Genomic DNA, 18,554 nt, shown 5'->3' with positions numbered 1-18,554 from the left:
AATCCATGTTTGCCGACGCGTTTAAAAAACAATTGCGCAACATGATTAACCAACAACCGTACGACAGTAATTTATTACTGCCAGGAAAGCTTTTCTCCAAAGTAAATTAAAGGGCATTTCACATGAATGTTAAATTAGTCGCATTATCCATGCTGGCTCTCTCCGGCGCCTGTGCGGCCGCTTCGTCCAATACGGTGCAATTTAAAGGCGAAGTCAGCACGCAAACCTGTTCGGTGAATATTAACGGCAACCAATCCAACCCGGTCGTTCTGCTGCCGACCGTCGCCGCCAGCAAGCTCGCCGCCAAAGGCGCCACCGCCGGCGACACCACCTTCACCGTCAACGTGACCGGCTGTGCGGCGGCAACCAGCGATACGGCGATCAAAACCGTGCTGGCGGGCAACAACCCAACCACCAACGGCAACCTGGGCAACGCGGGCGATGCGGCCAAAGTGTCCATCCAACTGCTGGACAGCGACGCCACCACGCCGCTGTCGTTCGCCAGCGGTTCGACCGTCACTACCTCTGCGATGACGCTGGCGAAAGACGCCACCTCCACCTCGCAGAACCTGGTGGCCCGCTACTACGCGGAAGACACCGGTGTGGCGGCCGGTTCGGTGATCGCCACCGCACAGTTCGCCATTAGCTATAAATAAGCCGGCGTCAGGCGCCATACCTGTTGATGCCAGCGCCGCCCTTAGCCGGGCGGCGCTGAATGACTCGCTCCCTTTATCGGTTCACGTTTATGCCGCAGATAACCCGCTCCGCCCGCCGATGGGCCGCCCTGTCGCTTTGCCTGATAAGTTTTGCCGCTACCCACGCGTCGGCCAGCGTGACGCTGCTCGGCAACCGCGTGATCTACCCCGCCGAGGCACGGGAAAAAACGCTGCAGTTCACCAACGACGACGGCACCCCGGCGCTGATGCAAATCTGGCTCGACATCAATAACCCCAAATCCACGCCGGATAACGCCGATGCGCCCTTTGTCGCCTCGCCGCAAATCTTCCGCATGAATCCGCACAGCGGGCAGATGGTGCGGCTGTCGTTCGTCGGCCAGCCGCTGCCGCGCGATCGCGAATCGCTGTTCTACCTCAACTTCCTGCAGGTGCCCGCGGTGCGCCAGACGGACAGCGACAAGAACAAACTGCTGCTGGTGGTCACCAATCGGCTGAAGGTGTTCTATCGCCCCGCCGGGCTGGCCGGTGACGCCAACCACGTTATCGATCGGCTCAGCCTGCGCCAGGCCGGCAACGCGCTGCACGTCGACAACCCGACCGGCTACTACGCCAACGTCAGCCAGGCCGCGATCCTCAGCGGCGCGAAACGCACCGTGATCCCGCAGGCGGATCTGATCCCGCCGTTTTCGCAGGCCAGCTGGCCGGTGAACGGGGAGGTGCGGCAGGTCGCACTGCGCGTCATCAATGACTATGGGGTGGAAATCACACGCACCCTGAGCGTCGCGCACTGACACCAGACAGGGAGGTTTTCATGTTCGATGCTCGCAAGGCGACGCCGCTGCCCGCACGCTGGTATTGCGCGCTGCTGGCGCTGCCGCTGGGCTGCGCCGCCGCCGATGGCTACACCTTCGATCCCGCGCTGCTACGCGGCAGCGTGCTAAGCAACAGCGCCCTGAGCCAGTTCAACCAACAGGACGCCGTCGCCCCCGGCAGCTATCAGATCGATCTGTACCTCAACGGCCAGTTTCTCGAGCGCGATCAAATTCGCTTCGTGCGTGAAGGCAAGCAGGTACTGCCCTGTTTCGATCGGCCGCAGCTGACGCGCTTCGGGCTGAAAAATCCGCCGATGCCCCAAACAGCATGCCTGCTACCCGGCCGGGATTTGAAGGACATTACGGTGAACGCCGATATCTCGCGGCTGCGGCTGGATCTGAGCATTCCGCAGGCGCTGTTGAACGGCCAGCCGCGCGGCAGCGTCAATCCCGCCAGCCTGGACAGCGGCGAATCGATGGCCTTCGTCAATTACAACCTCAACCAGTACCACGTCAGCTACCGACAGGGGCAAACCCGCGATCTCGACTCGACCTACGCCAACCTGAACGGCGGGTTCAACCTCGGGCTATGGCGCTACCGCCAGCAGTCCAGCTACCGCTACGATCGGGAGTTCGGCGGCCACCTGGACACCAGCCGCCGCTACGTGCAGCGCGCAATTTTGCCCTGGCGCAGCGAAATGCTGCTGGGCGAAGGGTTTACCGACGGGCACTTCTTCTCCGGCCTGGGCTTTCGCGGCATTCAGCTCAGCTCGGACGATCGCATGCTGCCGGATTCACAGCGTGGCTATGCGCCGGTGGTGCGCGGCGTGGCAAAAAGTAATGCGCGCGTGACGGTGCTGCAGGGCAAAAGCACGCTGTATGAAACCACCGTCGCGCCGGGGCCGTTCGCCATCAACGATCTGTACGCCACCAACTACGCCGGCGATCTCACCGTGGTGGTGACCGAAGCCGACGGCAGCGTCAGCACCTTCACCGTGCCGTTCGCCGCGGTGCCGGAATCCATCCGCCCCGGCCAGTCGCGCTACTCCGCGATCGTCGGCCGTTCCCGCTACGTCGGCGACAACGATCTGTTCAGCGAAGTGACCTGGCAGCACGGCCTGACCAACGCCCTGACCTTCAACCTCGGCAACCAGCTGGCGGACGGCTACCAGGCGATGATGCTGGGCGGCGTGTACAGCAGCTGGCTGGGCGCCTTCGGCATGGATACCACCTATTCCCACGCCAGCCTGCCGGACGGCGGCGCCTCCGGCTGGATGCTGCACCTCTCTTACAGCCGAACCTTCAGCCCGACGGACACCACCTTATCCATCGCCGGCTACCGCTACTCTACTGAAGGCTTTCGCGATCTCAGCGACGTGCTCGGCGTGCGGCGCGCCGCCACTACTGGCCAAAACTGGCAGTCCGACTCCTACCGCCAACGTTCGCGTTTCGAGGTCGCCGTCAATCAGGGGATGGGGGCATTCGGCAGCCTGACGATGTCCGGCTCGACCCAGGACTACCGCGATCAGCGCGGCCGCGACAATCAGCTCCAACTGGGCTGGGGAAAAACCTTCGGCAACGGCGTGGCGCTTAACCTCTCCGTCACGCGCACCCGCAGCCTGGGCGACAGCAACGGCGACTACCGCGGCTACAGGCCGCTGGACAACGTCTACAGTGCGCCGCTGGCGCAGAACACGCAAACCGTCACCGCCCTGTCGCTGAGCTTCCCGCTCGGACGTTCATCATCCGCCCCCAGCGTCTCGCTGTTGGCCAACCACAGCCAGGGTCAGGGCGGCAACTATCAGGCTGCGCTGTCGGGCAGCGTCGGCGACGAGCAGCCGGTCAGCTACGGCCTGAACTTCACCACCGATGACGATCGCCAACAAAGCATCTGGGGCGGCAACCTGCAAACCCGCCTGCCTTACGCCAACGTCACCGGCTCGTTCTCCACCGCGCGCCAGTACCGACAAGGCTCACTGTCGCTGCAGGGCGCCGTGGTAGCGCACCGCGGCGGCGTGACATTAGGGCCGTATGTCGGCGATACCTTCGCCCTGATCGAGGCGCCCGGCGCCAGCGGCGCACGGGTGATGGACGGCCAAGGGGCGCGTGTCGATCGCTTCGGCTACGCCCTGGCGCCGTCGCTAGTGCCCTATCACTACAACACCGTCGCGCTGAACCCCGAGGGCATGAACGACAAAGCGGAACTGGAAGACGGCCAGCGCCGCGTGGCCCCGTACGCCGGCGCCACGGTGCGCCTGCGCTTCAACACCGTGCGCGGCCAGGCGCTGCTGATCACCGCGCAGCGGCCCGATAACGCACCGATCCCGATGGGCGCCAACGTCCTTGACGCGGCAGGCAACAGCGTGGGCATGGTCGGCCAGGCCAATCAGGTGTATCTGCGCAGCGACCGGAATGCCGGTGTGCTGACGCTGAACTGGGGCGACGCGCCCAGCCAACAGTGCATGCTGCATTACCGCTTGCCCGCCGGGGAAGACGGACCGATTCAGCGGCTCAGCGCCCCATGTCGCTAGCCCATTAAACTTATTCTCAGGAGAGACGATGAAACGTATTGCTTACCCGATCGCCGCCCTGGCGCTGCTTGCTCTGTCGCTGTTCGGCGCGCCCGCCGCGCTGGCCCAATGCACCCGAGTCGCCCCCTGGATCGATTCCGGTTGCGATCCCTGCGGGGTGGGCACGGCGCTGGGCCGGGTCAATCTGACCAGCACTTACCTGCAGCCCGTCGGTACGCCGCTCGGCACCAGCGTGTTCGATCTTACGTCCGGCACGCGCTATCCCGATCCCAACAAGGTGTTGTATGAATGCGACGCTAGCGATGCGGGGCAGATCTATGAAGTCTTCGCTACCAACGGTGACGATCGCGTCGGCGGCTATTACGATCTGGGGGCCCAGGACGGCAACCCCAACTACTACGCCACCTATTTCCCCTATGTCGGCATCCGTCTGACCCACCTGGATTCCGGCAAGGTTTTTACCCGCTACTGGCAGTCGGCGCCGATTACCCGCTACGCCACCGTCGGCAGCAAAATTCAGATCCGGGTGAAAGACTTCAGCGCCATCCGTGCCGACCTGATCCGCATCAGTTCGCTGCCGGGTGCGGGCGCCAGCAACTACTGTGGCTACAGCGCCGGCAACCCGCTAGTGGGCATGGCATCGACCACCGGCAATTCGAACTATACCTGCACGCAGCCGAACGGCTATGTCACCTTTCAGGGGCCCGGCATCGCCTCGGATCCTATCGGCAGCGACTCCGCCACCAACTACGCCACCTGGGGCACCGGGCGCTGGAACGCGATGGGCATGGGCACCGCACCGATCTCCTCATTGACCTATACCGCCACCTGCGTGGCGCGCAACGTCACGCCGCTGGTGATCCTGCCGACCCTCTCCGTCAGCCAGCTGACCGCCGGGCAAACCTCACAGGCGCAGTTCACCCTCAATATCGAATGTGACAACGCCGCCGTGTCCGGCGTCAGCAGCAACAATACCGCCCTCGGCCTGCAGGTGCCGTATGAAAGCTATGTCGCGGCGCAGCAACTCGGGCTGGTCAGTGCCAACGGCGGCGTGAGCTACCTGCTCTCCAGCGGCTACGGCACCGACAGCAGCGTCGCCACCGGCGTGGGTATCGCGCTCGCCAACGCCGGCAACGGCGCGCCGATGAACTTCGTCGGCTGGGCGCGCTGCAGCGCCGGGCAATGCCCGCAGGGCAACGACGCCGGCTGGTACCCAGTGCTTAACGGCGCCAGCGGCGGGGGCAGCACCGCGGCGGGGTTTACCCACTACACCACCCAACTCACTGCCACGCTCGCCCGGCTGCCCGGGCAGACCGTCACCGCGGGCAAAGTGGACGCCAGGGCCTACGTCTGGGTTAAGGTGCAATGATGAGAAAGAAATATCTGACGATGGGATGCGCCCTGTTGCTGACGCTGGCGACCATGGGCGCGCAGGCGGGCATCATCGCCTCCGCCACGCGGGTGATCTTTCACGAGGGCGAGACGGAAAAAACCCTGATGCTGCTCAACACCAACGGCTATCCGATCGTAGCGCAAACCTGGGTCGATAACGGCGACGTCAACGCCGCCCCCGAACTGTCCCGTGCGCCGTTTGTCACCCTGCCCAGCGTATTCGCCCTGCCGCCTTCCGCGCTGAAAGGGCTGCGGATCCTGTTTGCCGGCGCGAGCCTGCCCACCGACAGGGAGTCGGTGTTCTGGCTTAACCTGTATGAGATCCCGCCCAGCCGGCCGATCACGCCGCCGCAGGCGTCGCGCGTGACGATGGCGATGAACACGCAGATGAAAATCTTCTACCGCCCCAGAGCGCTGAAGGGAAACGCCGACAACGCGGCCGAGGCCGTTTCGTTCACGCTGCAAAAATCACCGCGTGGCTATCTGCTGCGCTGTCACAACCGGTCGGCGTTTTATCTCTCCTTCGCTCGCATCGCCGTGCAAACCGACAGGCGCGATGCCCCGGTGCGGCAAGAAAGCGACATGATGACCGCGCCATTCAGCACGCGGGATTATCACCTCGACGGCGTTGCGGCGTCGGGGCTCCCCTCTCAGATCACCGTTCAGGCCACCCTCATCAACGACCAAGGCCAACAGATCGTCAAGTCATACACAGCAAATCCATAACGATAAAAAGCAGCACATTTTTTTTAAGTACAGGAAATAGGGAAAATGAGTCTAAGCAGATTCCAGCTACAGTTTCACCTGGAGAAACAGGCCAACATCATCAGGCAAACACCGGCGTTTCACGCCGCCATCGTCAAACACGGGGAGTTATTAAAAGAGACCTACAAGAAACATCCGCTGTTTTATAAAATCATCTTCAGGAACAGCCGGTTCATCATTTGCTCCACTATCCTGTCCATTTATTACCACCAGCCCGCCGCCGGGCTGAAAGACATCAAAGCCTTTTTTAAAGGGAAAAATTTGATCAGCGAGAACTCCCTGGACTCCTTTCTGTTTTTTTTGCGGGTCGGCCGTAGACTGGAGGTCAAACCCTGCGAACATGACAAACGCCAGCTGCGCTATAAACCTACGCCGCACGCGCTGGCGGAAACCCAGGCGCTGATCGCCTCAATGGCGTTGCCCTATCAGGCGCTGGCGCCACAGATGCCCATCGCGACGCTGCTGGCGGCGCCCGACTTTCTGCCCACCTTTTTCGCCGCCTACGGGCAGCTGATGCTCAAGGAGATCTACCTGATCGATCTGGTGCCGCAATCCGGACTGTTTATCAGCAAGGACGCCGGCCACATGGTGCTGCTGATGCTGCATATCGAAAGCATCCGGCAGGACTCCCCCTTTCTGCTGCTCTCCTCGGCGAAAATCGCCAAGTCGTGCTCCGTCTCACGCGCGCACGTGAATCGCATTCTGCAGGCGGCGGAAAAATCCGGCCTGCTGACCACCACCAATAACGTGGTGATCGAACTCAACAGCTCGTTCTTTATCATGGCGGAGCGCTACTTCAGCCTCTATTTCGCGATGGTCGAATGCGGGCTTGAATGGGTTTGGCAAACGCAACGAGCGACCGAGCATAGTTGAGCCGTTCACCGCGCTCGTGGCACCTTATCGATCAAGCCCCAGGCCGCCGCTTCGTCGGCGGTCATGAAGCGTCCCGTAGGTGGCGGCCAAGGCGACACTCCCGGCGGATAACACTGCCGCAATGCCGGCCAACGCAATAGACAACGTGTAACTCTGATACAGGTCATACAGCCAACCGGCGGCGCTGCCCCCGCCAACGGCGGCGATCCCCACGGCGAGATACAACGCCCCCAGAATGGCGCCCAGATTAGCAGTGCCGAACCATGTACTGGCCACTGCCGGATACAGCGCAATACAGCCGCCGTTGGCCGCGCCGAATAACAGCGCGAAAATCGCCAGCGCGGTAAAGCTGTGCGCCACACTCCAAAAGCCGCATAACAGGGCCAAACTCAACGTAACGATAACCAAAAAACGCCGCGCGCCCATACGGTCGCCTATCCGCCCCAAAACTAGGCGGCCGCCGATATTGCCCATGCCGATCAAACCGATGAGCAGATTGGCCTGCGTTGCATTTAGCCCCTGTTGTTGTGCATAAGGATTAATATGAACCAACGCCAGGAACAGTCCGATAGAGCCGAAAAATATCGCGATAAAAAACCACCAAAACTGGGCTTGTCTCGCCGCTTCTCGCAACGTAACGCCCCCGTTAAACGCGAAACCCGGTATTAATGTCACCTCAACGGGACCAAGCCCATCGGGATATTCTCCCACGTCCTCTGGCCTGCCTCGCAAGACGAAGGCGGCAGATAACCCCAGCACAGCGATAGCGGCGGCGTAAACTTGTAGGGTACTTTGCCAGGACAAATGCTGCATCAACCCACCAGCCACCATCGGCCCCACCAGCGTTCCCAAACCGGTGCCGGCCAGCGCTAAGCCGGAAGCCGAACTTCGATGAACGACGAACCAGCGTTGAATGGTTGAAACAGCCGGCACGTAAACCAACCCGACGCCGCCCCCAACCAACAGGCAAAACGTGAACAAAAACGCCGTCAGTGTCGACGCCAGCAGGCTACTGCCCAAAAAGCCCAGAGAAAGCAGTAAAATACCGATGCCGGTTACCGTCCTTACCGAAGTACGATCGCTCCAGGCACCGGAAAATACGCCTACGATGTAGTAAATTAACGCCGTCAACGAGAATATTGAGGCGGTAGAAAAACTCCCCGCGTCAAAATTCGCCTGTAATGCAGTAAAAAATGCCCCGAATGAGTAAGCAGCGCCAAAAATAACCGCCAGCAAAAGATGAACGGCACCGACCATGTACCAACCGCGAAACTGCCTTATCTTTTTCATTATGAATTCCCATCACAATTAACACATTGTTCGCCAAGGCTCGAGCTTAGAAAATCGGGCTCCGCACAGCCTTCTTTAAAATGTGTGTCATAACATGCCGCACCCAGACTAGTTTCAAGCCATTTCCAATTACATTATTCCGAAAAACGACACCGTATGAGAATGACCTGAAAATGTCTGAACGGCTGGTAACCGCCGCCAGACGTTACTGATATCAGAACGATGACATAATGGCGGAAAGTCTAGCTTTGTCATTTCTCAGCCATAGATATAGTTGTATAGACAAGCCAATGGCAAGATTATTTTCCAAAACTTGTGGTCGGAACTGATGCTGAAAAATAAAAATACATACACCGACGTTATAAATACAAAGAAAAACATAGGTAAAAATATACAAAGAAGAAACCTGCCACGCTGTTCATCAGTCACGATAAAGATGAATAGCGTGGCTTGGCAGAGGGGTAACTAATCAAATAGATAGTTAGCAAGCAAGTTAAATATTAAATAACGCCAAATAAGATATGCTCATTTTTATTATTTATTTCATTAACACGACTGCGGATATCCTGAGGAAAGGCCGACAGGAATCAATAATCGGCCACCAATGTTTACCTTTCCCGCAATACCCGATCGATCAATCCCCAGGCCGCCGCTTCGTCGGCGGTCATGAAGCGATCGCGATCCAACACCCGCTCCACTTCCTCTTCGTTCAGGCCGCAATGTTGGGCATACAGCCGGATCACCCGCACTTTGGTGCGCTTCATTTCTTCGGCGTGGATCAAGATGTCGGACGCCTGCCCCTGAAAGCCGCCCAGCGGCTGGTGCACGTGCAGGCTGGCGTTGGGCAGCGCCATGCGGTGCCCCGGTTCGCCGGCCATCAGCAGGAATGAGCCCATCGAACGCGCGGTGCCCATGCACAGCGTATGCACCGGCGCGCGGATATACTGCATGGTGTCGTAAATCGCCAGCCCGCTGGTGATCGCCCCACCCGGCGAGTTGATGTACAGATGGATCGGTTTTTCCGGGTTTTCCGCCTCCAGAAACAGCAACTGGGCACACAGCATTTCGGCCACGTCGTCATTGACCTCACCGTTAAGGAACACGATCCGGTCGCGCAGCAGGCGCGAATAAATATCAAAGGAACGTTCTCCCCGGCTGGTCTGCTCCACCACCATCGGGACGAGCATCATCTTCTCACGCATCGGTGAACTCCTGGGTTGGCAACAAAGAGAAATGTGTTTAACGCGTCAGGCGGCGCGCATCATCATCGTCGGGCCGTCGTTGACGGCGTCGAGCCGGTGGATCACCCGCAACAGGCTGCCGCCGCCGGCATCCGGCACGATCTGCAGGGTGACGACGCTTTCGAGAAACGGCGGCTGGTCGTCGCGCAGGCGATAGCTCACTGCTTCGCCCGGCGTGGTGGCCAACGGCTCGGCCTGCGCCAGATCCCCCGGCGGCAGCCACTGCTCGCGCAGTTCGGGAATACTGAGCGCCCGCCACACTTTTTCCGGCGGCGCCTCGAGCGCATACTCCAATACCAGCCGATCGCGCGGCGGCGGCTCAACCCGTTCATTCATTGATCCATATCCTTCAGCAAGATTTGCAGCGCGTCGATGCGCGCCGGCCAATAGGCGCGGTACTTCGCCAGCCACTGGGCGATCTGCGTCAGCCCGTCCGGGTCGACCTGATAATTGACGCAGCGCCCCTGCTTCGCCTCACGCACCAGCCCGGCATTGCGCAGCACCGCCAGGTGTTGCGACATCGCCGACTGGCTAATGGGCAGCCCTTCGCGCAGCGCGCTGGCATTCATGCTGCCGGTGGCGAGTTTGTCGAAGATAGTGCGGCGGGTCGGATCGGCCAACGCCTTGAAGATGTCATTTTCGTTCATATAAATACATTAGTATTCACTTATGTATTATGCAAACGCAGACGTGGATTTTTTACGCGAAACGAGACTCCGCGCCGGAGCGCGGAGCCGATAGAGGAGAGATTACAGCGGCTTATTGCAAGCGGGCGTGGTCAACGTGGGTTGCCCGGCCGACGCCCCTTCCTGCGCTTCCAGCGCGAGGCGCGCCAGCGGCATGTCTTCGTGGTAGCGCGCCACGCTGTGAGAGGGGAGAACGACCGGATACTTCAGTTTAGACTGGTACTGTTTTCAGGGAGGAAATCAACTCAAAAATTTATTCATAAGTACTTAATAAAGATCTACTTGTATGGTTAAATCGAATCTACTTATATATTCATTATATTTATTTAAACCAAAATAAAATCAATTGAAATTATGTGACATTAAATTATTTTTAAATAAACAAATGAAATGCAGTAATAATTGATGACAACAACAAACAAAGAGATTATATTCCCCTCAATATATCATTCAAATTTCCAACAAACATTGACAGAGTGAGGTTCGCAATGATAAACGGAATAACATTGATACATTCTGCAAGCTATAAAGATGAAGCTCTTGATAACATGGCCATTGAACTAAGAATGAGTGGAGTAAATGTCGTTATTAAGGAAAAACCCGACCTTGGAGCATATGCAGCTATAGAATGGTTGCTACCAACAACTATAGTTGCATATGTAACATCTGGCTTCTTTAATGAAGTTGGCAAAGATTTATATCAGTTAGTGAAAAATAAAATTTCAGACCTAACGGCTAACACAATGAAGAAACCCAGAATAGAACCTGTCATTTATGTTGCTGGCAAAAAGAAAATTACAGACAACCCTTTTTCCCGAGCATTATCCATTAGTGCAGAAGCTACCCATGGACGTCAGTTTAAACTTTTAATCCCTAAATATTCCGCTGATATCGATTATGATAGAATAATACGCAGTTTCTTTGATTTTCTGAATGACTTCCATTTAGGTGTAATCACCGAAAATGATATTGGCTATAAAACATTGGGAGCATTCGACACCAAAATAATTTTGGTGCATTATAACAAAAAAACAAATCATATTGAGTGGATTGACCATCTCCCACCACATGTTAGAAAAAATTTAGAAGATGATGATTAACAAAATTCACAATATACTCCCCTAACATTTCATTGATAGATGAACTTAAAAATCATAGAGTTAAGAAATGTATTGTTTTATGAAAAAAAGACGCATTAAAATTCAGTCATTATCTATAATCGGTGCCATGTTATTATTCTCAGCCAATATTATTTATGATTTCTATAAAGAGCACTCACGAAAAAGAGAAATAAAGTCAGCAATAGAAAACGAAATAAAGATTAATATGATATCATTTTCTGCGATAGAAGAGCATATCGAAAGCGTGACTATTAACAAAAAAAGTCTAGCCAATTTCAAAGTCAATAGTATTATTATTGATAGCTATGATTCTTTAAGTGATGATATATTCAAGGCATCCATTCAAAATATAGATATATTGAAAAAAAATGAATCAGAGGCCATTATTATTATGTACTCGGCACAGAAAAGATTTCAAAAAGATGCCAAGAAAGCCAAATACTTATATGAAGTTGAGAAAGAAGATATATCGAATTATAACAAATCATTGATCTCAAGCTATAATATGTACATAAAGGTTTCCAACGATGCACTAGAAGAAATAAGAGATTAATTGATGTGCAGTCAATAAAATGCCACCTTGTAAATTCACCGAGGAGTAATATCTCAGCCGCTAAATTTTAAATTATTTCGCACAGCCTAATATTGAGAATATCCGCAAAAAAAACATCATCAACCCCGTCCTTTGAAGATGTCATTTTCGTTCATACAAACACATTAGTATTCACTTATGTATTATGCAAGCGCCGGGGCAGGAATTTTTTCCGTGAAACGAGACTCCGCGCCGGAACGCGGAGCCGATAGAGGAGAGATTACAGCGGCTTATTGCAAGCGGGCGTGGTCAACGTGGGTTGCCCGGCCGGCGCCCCTTCCTGCGCTTCCAGCGCGAGGCGCGCCAGCGGCATGTCTTCGTGGTAGCGCGCCTCGGCGTTCAGGGTCTTCGAGTAGCGATTGTACTTCCACCAGGCGTAGCCCAGAAACACCACCAACCCGCCGACGTTATAGAACACGATGGTCATGATGCTGGCGCCGGTCGGGAACGTCGAGGCGAAGAAACCGACGGTGAAGATGGCGATCAGCACGCTGACGATGGCGATGCCCTGCAGGCGCGAGCCCATTTTGAAATCGCGCGCTACCCGGTCGTACTTCAGCCGCAGATTCAGGTAGGCCAGCATGATGAACAGCGGCGGCAACATCGAGGCGGCGGCGGTCATGTTGATCAGCGTGTTCATCAAATCCTGCACGCTGCTGGAACCCAACGTCGGGATCAGCATCAGCGGGATAACGATGAAGAACTGGATCCAGGCCGCGCGCGTCGGCACGCCGTGCCGGTTCAGGCGAATGGTTTTTTCGCCGAAAATGCCCTTCGGGATTTCGGTGAAGAAAATCTTCACCGGCGCCGCCGTCCACATCAACAGCGAACCGAACATGGCGGTGAAGGAAACAATGCCGACAAAGCGGTTCATCAGCACCGTCGGCAGGCCGAAGTGCGCCGACAGGCCTTCGAACACCTGTACCGTACCGCCGGTAAAGTGCAGGTCGGTGCGATGGACGAATACGTTGATCAGCAGCGAAGACACCGAATACAGCACGCCGATGAACAGCCCGGAAACGATGATCACCTTCACGAAGGCGCGGCTGCCGCCTTTCACATCGTTCACGTACACCGCCACGGACTCCGCCCCACCCGCCGCCTGGAAGATCCAGGCGGTAATGCCGAGGAACGCCCAGTTGAAGTTCGGGGTCATCGCCTGCACGTTGATCGGATCGGCCGGCTCAATGCCGCCCAGCACCGCCGCGCCCGCCAAGATGATGTAGGAAAACGTCAGCAGCAGCATCAGCGACGAGGTCACCGAGGTCATCGGCCCCAGCAGTTTTGCGCCGCTGTTAGAGATGTAGGTCGAGAAGGCGAACAGGAAGATGCTGATGATCGCCGTGGTCAGCGGCGTAAATACGTAGTCATAGCCTAAAAACGCGTAAGAGGCGTAAGCGATGACGCGCGGCAGCAGCGCGGTGAAAAAGAACAGGTTCACGAACCAATAGGTGTAGGCGGTGATAAACGCCCAGCGCCCGCCGAGCGCGCTTTTCACCCAGGCATAGACGCCGGCCTCGGAATTGCGGTTGAGCGAGACGAATTCGGCGATGATCAGGCAAAAGGGAATGAAGTAAATGATCGTCGCCACCAGGAACACCGGCGACGAGGCGACCCCGAGCTGAATATTGTTGTTAATCACGTTGTTGAAACTGAACACTGCCGCAAACGTCATCGACAGCAGGCCAAACTTGCCGATGGTGTTTCTGTTCGACGCAGCCATAGAGATTCTCCGAATGGTGTAGGGGACTTCGGTTTGTTGTTATTGTTCGGCGGGCGCGCTATTTATTGACGAAATAGCTGTCTTCCACCGTCACTTTTAAAATGACTTTTTTTATCTTGCCGCTTTCTGTGAAGCGGTGAGCCTGGTGGTTTTCGAAAATCACCACGTTGCCTTTACCGACCCGGCGCCGCTCGCCTTCGCCGCTGAAAAACTCGCGGTCGGTTTCGTCCTGATAGGGCGCCACCGTCGTCAGCTCCCGCTTGTCGGCGACCTCGACGGTCTCTTCCCCGTCGAGGTAATAGTGCACGTCGAAGTAACGGCGGTTGCCCTCCAGCCAGCCGTGCTGCCGGCCGGCGCCGACGCTCAGCCGATACGTCAGCGAGTCGCCGATCGAATGGCATATGTTCGGACTGATGCGATCGACATTGGCGATCGCCTCCATGCAGCGCAGCCACTTCTTGCCGCTGTGATAAATGCGCTGAAATTCCACCAGGGATTCGAGAATGATCATGCGTTTTCCTCCGCAGACTGCGGGTGGTGATGAGCGGGCGTGAAGTCATAACCGGCGAGCATGGCGCCCTGCGTTTGCCGACCGTCGAACGGCACCAGCGTGAAGCCGTAGCTGAACGGCGCCAGATAAACCCGGTGGGTATCCAGCACTTCGGAGCCCCAGGAGTTGGAGCCAAGGCCGAGGATCTGGTCGTCCAGGTTCAGCGTCAGGCAGTCGCTCGGTTCCAGCTCGTTGATGTGTTGGGCCTGGTGCAGCCTCTCGGCGCTGTAAGGCCACAGGCTGAAATTGATCGGCCGCCGCGGCTGGATGAAGATCCCCTTACCCGCCGCGTCCTGCAGGCTCAGCCAGCGCACGTCCTGCCGATTGCCGTTGTCCTGCGGGAACGGATAGTGTTCGAACAGCGCGTCGGCGCGCTGCCGGTAGTGACCGATAAGGTTGGTCCGGCAGCTGTCGCGGTAGTTCTCGCCCGGTCCACGGCCGTAGTATTCCACCTGCTCGAAGCGGCGGCTGATGCCGAAATCGAGACCGATTTTCGGGATAATCTGCCGGAAATCGCCGTAAGGCTCACCGGCCAGATCCAGGCTGACGTAGCCCTGCGGGGAGATGCGCCAACGGTAGGTGCAGCGCATGCCGAAGTCGAATACCGGCGGCGCAATCAGGCTGTGCACCTCGAGCAGCAGATCTTCGCCCTGCCATTGCCGGCTAAGGCGGCGGAAGTGCTGCTGCATGATGGGGAAATGATGCGGTAGCCAAATTCCCTCATATTCCTGTTTATGGTTATCGATCACCGGTTTGAAGAAGGTGATGCGCGGCGCGCGCCCCACCACCTCTTCACCGTCTACCCGCCACGAAAGCAGTTCGCCGCTCAGCAGCGAGAACGCCAGCTGGAACCGGCTGCCGCTGACGATCAGCTGATGATTCTCCTCGCGGCATTGCAGCGTCGGCGCATCGGCCAACGGTGGAGCCGGCAGCCGCGTCGCCGTCTGGCGCAGATGCTGATAATGCCCCAGCCGCTGGCCGCTCTCGCTGTAACGGGTGGCGCTGTCCTTATACACCGCCACGTCGACCAGCGTTTCCCCTTGCCCCAGCGCCAACACCGGCAGGTGCATGTCTTCGCTCTCGCCCGGCTGCAGATGCGGCAGCTTGAATTCGTAACTTGCCACCTGGCGGCCGTCGGTCTTGACGCTGACCTTCAGCGTGATGTCCGCCAGCGAGCTGAACCAATAGCGGTTTCTCACCCGCAGCACGTCACCTGCCCCCTCTTCCGCCGTCACCTCCACCGGGCACAGCACCTGCTGGTATTCACGCAGGCCGGGGCCGGGGCGCTGATCCGGGTAGATCAAGCCGTCCATGCAGAAGTTGTAGTTGTTCGGGTAGTCGCCGTAATCGCCGCCGTACTGGTAGCGCTCGCGTCCCTGCTCGTCGTGGCTCAGCAGGCCATGATCGCACCACTCCCAGATGTAGTGCCCCTGCAAACTGGCGTGGCGGTTGAACACCGACTGGTATTCGAACAACCCGCCGGGGCCATTGCCCATGGCATGGGCGTATTCGCACAGGATGCGTGGTTTGGGGTGCGGGTATTCGCCGAAGGCGTTCATCATCGCCACGCGGGAATACATGGTGCTGATCACATCGGTCACTTCGGCGTCGCGATCTTCTTCATAGTGGACCAGACGGGTCGGATCGAGCGCCTTGCAGCGCCGGGCCATGGCGCGAATGTTGCAGCCGTAGCCGGACTCGTTGCCCAATGACCAGATGATGATCGACGGGTGGTTTTTCTGCGCCGCCACGTGGCGCTCGATGCGCTCGACGTAGGCATGTTCCCAACGCGGATCGTCGGTGATGCGGCTGAGATCGCCGACGTTGGCGAAGCCATGGCTCTCCAGATCGGTCTCCGCCATCACGAACAGGCCATAGAGATCGCACAGCTCGTAAAAGCGCGGATCGTTGGGGTAATGGGCGGTGCGCACCGAGTTGATGTTGTGCTGCTTCATCAGCACGATATCGCGCTCCACTCGCGCCATATCGACGGCGCGCCCTTTAAGGTGATCGTGATCGTGGCGGTTTACGCCGTGCAGTTTGAAGTAGCGGCCGTTGACGTACATCAGCCCGTCGCGCACCGCGATCTCGCGGAAGCCCACCCGCTGCGGCACCACGCCCAGCAGGTTGCCGACGCCGTCATACAGGCTGAGCAGCAGTTGATACAGATAGGGATTCTCCGCATTCCACTGCTGCGGGCGGCTGACCGGCAGCTCGAAACGGCAGTTCAACGCCTGCTCGATGCGCAGATCGTCGCGCCACTGCTCCGCCACGCAGCGATCGCCGTCGAACAGCTGCGCCTGCAGGCGGCAGCCCTCGGCGACCTGCGATCCGAGATGATGCAGTTCGGCGTCGATCGCCAACAGCGCATCGCAGTAGCGTTCATCGAAGGTGGTGACCAGCGTCAGGTCGTGAATGTGGGTGGCGCTCTGGCCAATCAGATAGACGTCGCGGAAGATGCCGGCCATCCACCACATGTCCTGATCTTCGATATAGGTGGAGTCGGCCCATTGCATCACCCGCACCGACAGCAGGTTCTCGCCCTGCCGCACATAGGGGCTGATATCGAACTCGGCGCACAGCCGGCTGCCCTTGCTGAAGCCGACATAGTTGCCGTTGACGTACACCTCGAAGTAGGTTTCCACGCCGTCGAATTTGATCAGCACTTGCTGATCTTGCCAGCCGGCGTCGAGCGTAAAGTGGCGCTGATAGGCACCGGTGGGGTTATTGGTCGGCACGTAAGGCACGTCGATCGGGAACGGGAAACCCTCGTCGGTGTACTGCAGGTGGCCATGCCCTTCCAACTGCCACATGCCCGGCACCGCCATATCGCCCCAGTCGCTCATCGGCTCACGGTAAAACGCCGCCGGCACCTGCGCCGGGTGCTCGAAGAAGCGAAAGCGCCAGCGGCCGCTCAGCAGCTGGAAGCGTCGGCTGGCGTTGCGATCGAAGCTCAGCGCCTGCCCGGCGTCCGCATAGCTGAAGAAGCTCGCGCGCGGCGGCAACCGGTGCTCAGACTGTTTTTCAATGTTTTCCCAATTATTCACGTCACGTCTCCCGACACCTGTGCAATGCGGAAACGATAGTAAATATTTAGTAAAAACTACAGTTGATATTTACCAAATGACGACAGGATCACAATAAATCTCAAATATCTTTTTTTATCATGACGTTAATTTTGGGCGCCAACGCCCCCCGCCGAGGCGGGGACCGGTCAGGCGAGGGTGGTGTCGCGCAGCTGCAACGAGCTGGGAACGAAGATCGACAGCGGGACGGCGCGCTCATCGCGCAGCCGCTCCGCCAGCAGGTTGACGGCCTGTGCGCCCATGGTTTCCGAAGGGATGCGCACCGTGGACAAGGCGGGGAAAATAAAGCGGGCAGTGGGAATGTCGTTGACGCTGATGAGCGCGATCTGCCCCGGCACCTGAATGCCGTGTTCGTGCAACGCGCGCAGCACGCCGATCGCGATCGAATCGGTCGCCACCAGCAGCGCCGGCGGATAGCCATTCTTGCTCTGCAACATCGCTTTCGCGCACTGATAGCCCGACTGGCTGCTGAAATCGCCGTAGTAGATATCCTGCGCCCGTACCACATTTTGCTGCCGGCCATACTCGACGAACGCCTGCTCGCGCTGGTCGATGCCGGCCGGATCGTCGCGCCCGCCGATAAAGCCGATGCGCTGATAGCCGCGGCCGATGAAGTAGTCGATCACCTTGCGGCTGATCTTGTACAGGTCGACATTGACGCAGTCGAAACGCTCGTCGTCCACCACGCCGTCGATGAACACCACCGGCGTTTCCTGCTGCCTGAGCTGCTCATACAGCGCGGGCTGCGGCCGGCCGATCACCAGCAGGCCGTCGGCCGCCGGCAGCGCCTTGTCGCCGTTGAAGTCGTAACCGGCGCTCAGCGCCACGCCCAGCTTTTCGCACTGCGTTTCGATGCCGTAACGCATCGCCAGGTAATAGGGATCGTTGATCTCCACGCCCTGCGTATAGGTGAACAGCGCGGCGAATTGCAGGCGTTGCCCGCTCTGCCGTTTGGAAGGCGCAATCTTGTATTCGAGGCGCTCCGCCGCTTCCAGGATCTTCTGGCGGGTTTGCGCCTTCACGCTCAGGGTGGGGTCGTCATTCAACACGCGCGAGACGGTGGCGACGGACACATTAGCGGCTTCAGCAATTTCCTTCAGTGTGGCCATAGAGTCCCAATGCACAGACGAAAAACGGTAGCTTAATCGGATAGCGCCGCGGCGTACAGCACCGCCCGCGCCCTTTCCTTCCCAAATCGGGCCAGGGCACGCTCAT

Annotated in this window: 16 protein-coding genes; 8 read left to right on the top strand and 8 right to left on the bottom strand. The window is 57.9% G+C overall.

From position 1 onward, the window contains the following. The first annotated feature begins 122 nt into the window (after positions 1-122). The 6 genes from ACSJLU_RS09840 to ACSJLU_RS09815 are packed head-to-tail and all read left to right on the top strand — an operon-like array spanning position 123 to position 7,050. Positions 123-656: a fimbrial protein gene (locus tag ACSJLU_RS09840; protein ID WP_033640638.1), complete on the top strand. Its 534-nt coding sequence runs from the start codon at positions 123-125 to the stop codon at positions 654-656. Between the two features lie 59 nt (positions 657-715). Continuing rightward, positions 716-1,468 (top strand): fimbrial biogenesis chaperone, encoded by a 753-nt coding sequence (locus ACSJLU_RS09835; protein ID WP_439041077.1) that lies wholly within the window; start codon positions 716-718, stop codon positions 1,466-1,468. 20 nt (positions 1,469-1,488) lie between these two features. Next, entirely contained in the window at positions 1,489-4,020 is a 2,532-nt protein-coding gene (locus tag ACSJLU_RS09830; RefSeq protein ID WP_193402501.1) for a fimbria/pilus outer membrane usher protein, read from the top strand. A gap of 28 nt (positions 4,021-4,048) precedes the next feature. Then, positions 4,049-5,389, top strand: a complete 1,341-nt coding sequence (locus ACSJLU_RS09825) for a fimbrial protein (protein ID WP_193402502.1) — start codon at positions 4,049-4,051, stop codon at positions 5,387-5,389. Then, complete coding sequence (locus tag ACSJLU_RS09820) at positions 5,389-6,138, top strand: fimbrial biogenesis chaperone (protein WP_049204155.1); 750 nt, start codon at positions 5,389-5,391, stop codon at positions 6,136-6,138. The genes ACSJLU_RS09825 and ACSJLU_RS09820 overlap by 1 nt, the downstream gene beginning before the upstream one ends. A gap of 45 nt (positions 6,139-6,183) precedes the next feature. Beyond that, on the top strand, positions 6,184-7,050 hold the full coding sequence (locus ACSJLU_RS09815) for a hypothetical protein (protein ID WP_089180793.1): 867 nt from the start codon (positions 6,184-6,186) through the stop codon (positions 7,048-7,050). A gap of 24 nt (positions 7,051-7,074) precedes the next feature. Here ACSJLU_RS09815 and ACSJLU_RS09810 read toward each other — a convergent pair whose 3' ends face one another. From ACSJLU_RS09810 to ACSJLU_RS09795, 4 genes are all read right to left on the bottom strand, one after another. Next, the gene (locus ACSJLU_RS09810; protein ID WP_342096578.1) at positions 7,075-8,340 is read right to left on the bottom strand and encodes an MFS transporter; all 1,266 of its coding nucleotides are present in this window, start codon (positions 8,338-8,340) and stop codon (positions 7,075-7,077) included. 608 nt (positions 8,341-8,948) lie between these two features. Next, complete coding sequence (locus ACSJLU_RS09805) at positions 8,949-9,542, bottom strand: ATP-dependent Clp protease proteolytic subunit (RefSeq protein WP_197828342.1); 594 nt, start codon at positions 9,540-9,542, stop codon at positions 8,949-8,951. A gap of 45 nt (positions 9,543-9,587) precedes the next feature. After that, positions 9,588-9,917, bottom strand: coding sequence for an SRPBCC domain-containing protein (locus tag ACSJLU_RS09800; RefSeq protein WP_197828341.1), 330 nt, complete (start codon positions 9,915-9,917; stop codon positions 9,588-9,590). Then, positions 9,914-10,228, bottom strand: a complete 315-nt coding sequence (locus ACSJLU_RS09795; protein ID WP_197828340.1) for a metalloregulator ArsR/SmtB family transcription factor — start codon at positions 10,226-10,228, stop codon at positions 9,914-9,916. The genes ACSJLU_RS09800 and ACSJLU_RS09795 overlap by 4 nt, the downstream gene beginning before the upstream one ends. 527 nt (positions 10,229-10,755) lie before the next feature. On the opposite strand from ACSJLU_RS09795, the gene ACSJLU_RS09790 reads away from it, so the two are divergent. Together ACSJLU_RS09790 and ACSJLU_RS09785 are read left to right on the top strand one after the other, a co-directional pair. After that, positions 10,756-11,367, top strand: coding sequence for a hypothetical protein (locus ACSJLU_RS09790; RefSeq protein WP_273830764.1), 612 nt, complete (start codon positions 10,756-10,758; stop codon positions 11,365-11,367). Between the two features lie 79 nt (positions 11,368-11,446). Continuing rightward, entirely contained in the window at positions 11,447-11,941 is a 495-nt protein-coding gene (locus ACSJLU_RS09785) for a hypothetical protein (protein WP_197828336.1), read from the top strand. 259 nt (positions 11,942-12,200) lie between these two features. Here the strand turns inward: ACSJLU_RS09785 and ACSJLU_RS09780 are convergent, their stop codons facing one another. The 4 genes from ACSJLU_RS09780 to ebgR form a co-directional block, all read right to left on the bottom strand. Continuing rightward, complete coding sequence (locus ACSJLU_RS09780; RefSeq protein WP_049204167.1) at positions 12,201-13,703, bottom strand: amino acid permease; 1,503 nt, start codon at positions 13,701-13,703, stop codon at positions 12,201-12,203. 58 nt (positions 13,704-13,761) lie between these two features. After that, a complete protein-coding gene (locus tag ACSJLU_RS09775) occupies positions 13,762-14,214 on the bottom strand; it encodes a beta-galactosidase subunit beta (RefSeq protein WP_049204168.1) in 453 nt (150 codons plus the stop codon). After that, positions 14,211-17,300, bottom strand: coding sequence for a beta-galactosidase subunit alpha (ebgA, locus tag ACSJLU_RS09770; RefSeq protein ID WP_273830765.1), 3,090 nt, complete (start codon positions 17,298-17,300; stop codon positions 14,211-14,213). Before ebgA ends, ACSJLU_RS09775 begins: the two co-directional genes overlap by 4 nt. Before the next feature lie 167 nt (positions 17,301-17,467). Further along, positions 17,468-18,448, bottom strand: a complete 981-nt coding sequence (gene ebgR, locus ACSJLU_RS09765) for a transcriptional regulator EbgR (protein ID WP_273830766.1) — start codon at positions 18,446-18,448, stop codon at positions 17,468-17,470. Between the last annotated feature and the right edge of the window lie 106 nt (positions 18,449-18,554).

Source organism: Serratia bockelmannii (genome assembly GCF_051803255.1).
Classification (GTDB): Bacteria; Pseudomonadota; Gammaproteobacteria; order Enterobacterales; family Enterobacteriaceae; genus Serratia; species Serratia bockelmannii.
The sequence above is the reverse complement of the archived record's forward strand: the minus strand, read 5'-3'. Positions and strand labels throughout refer to the sequence as shown.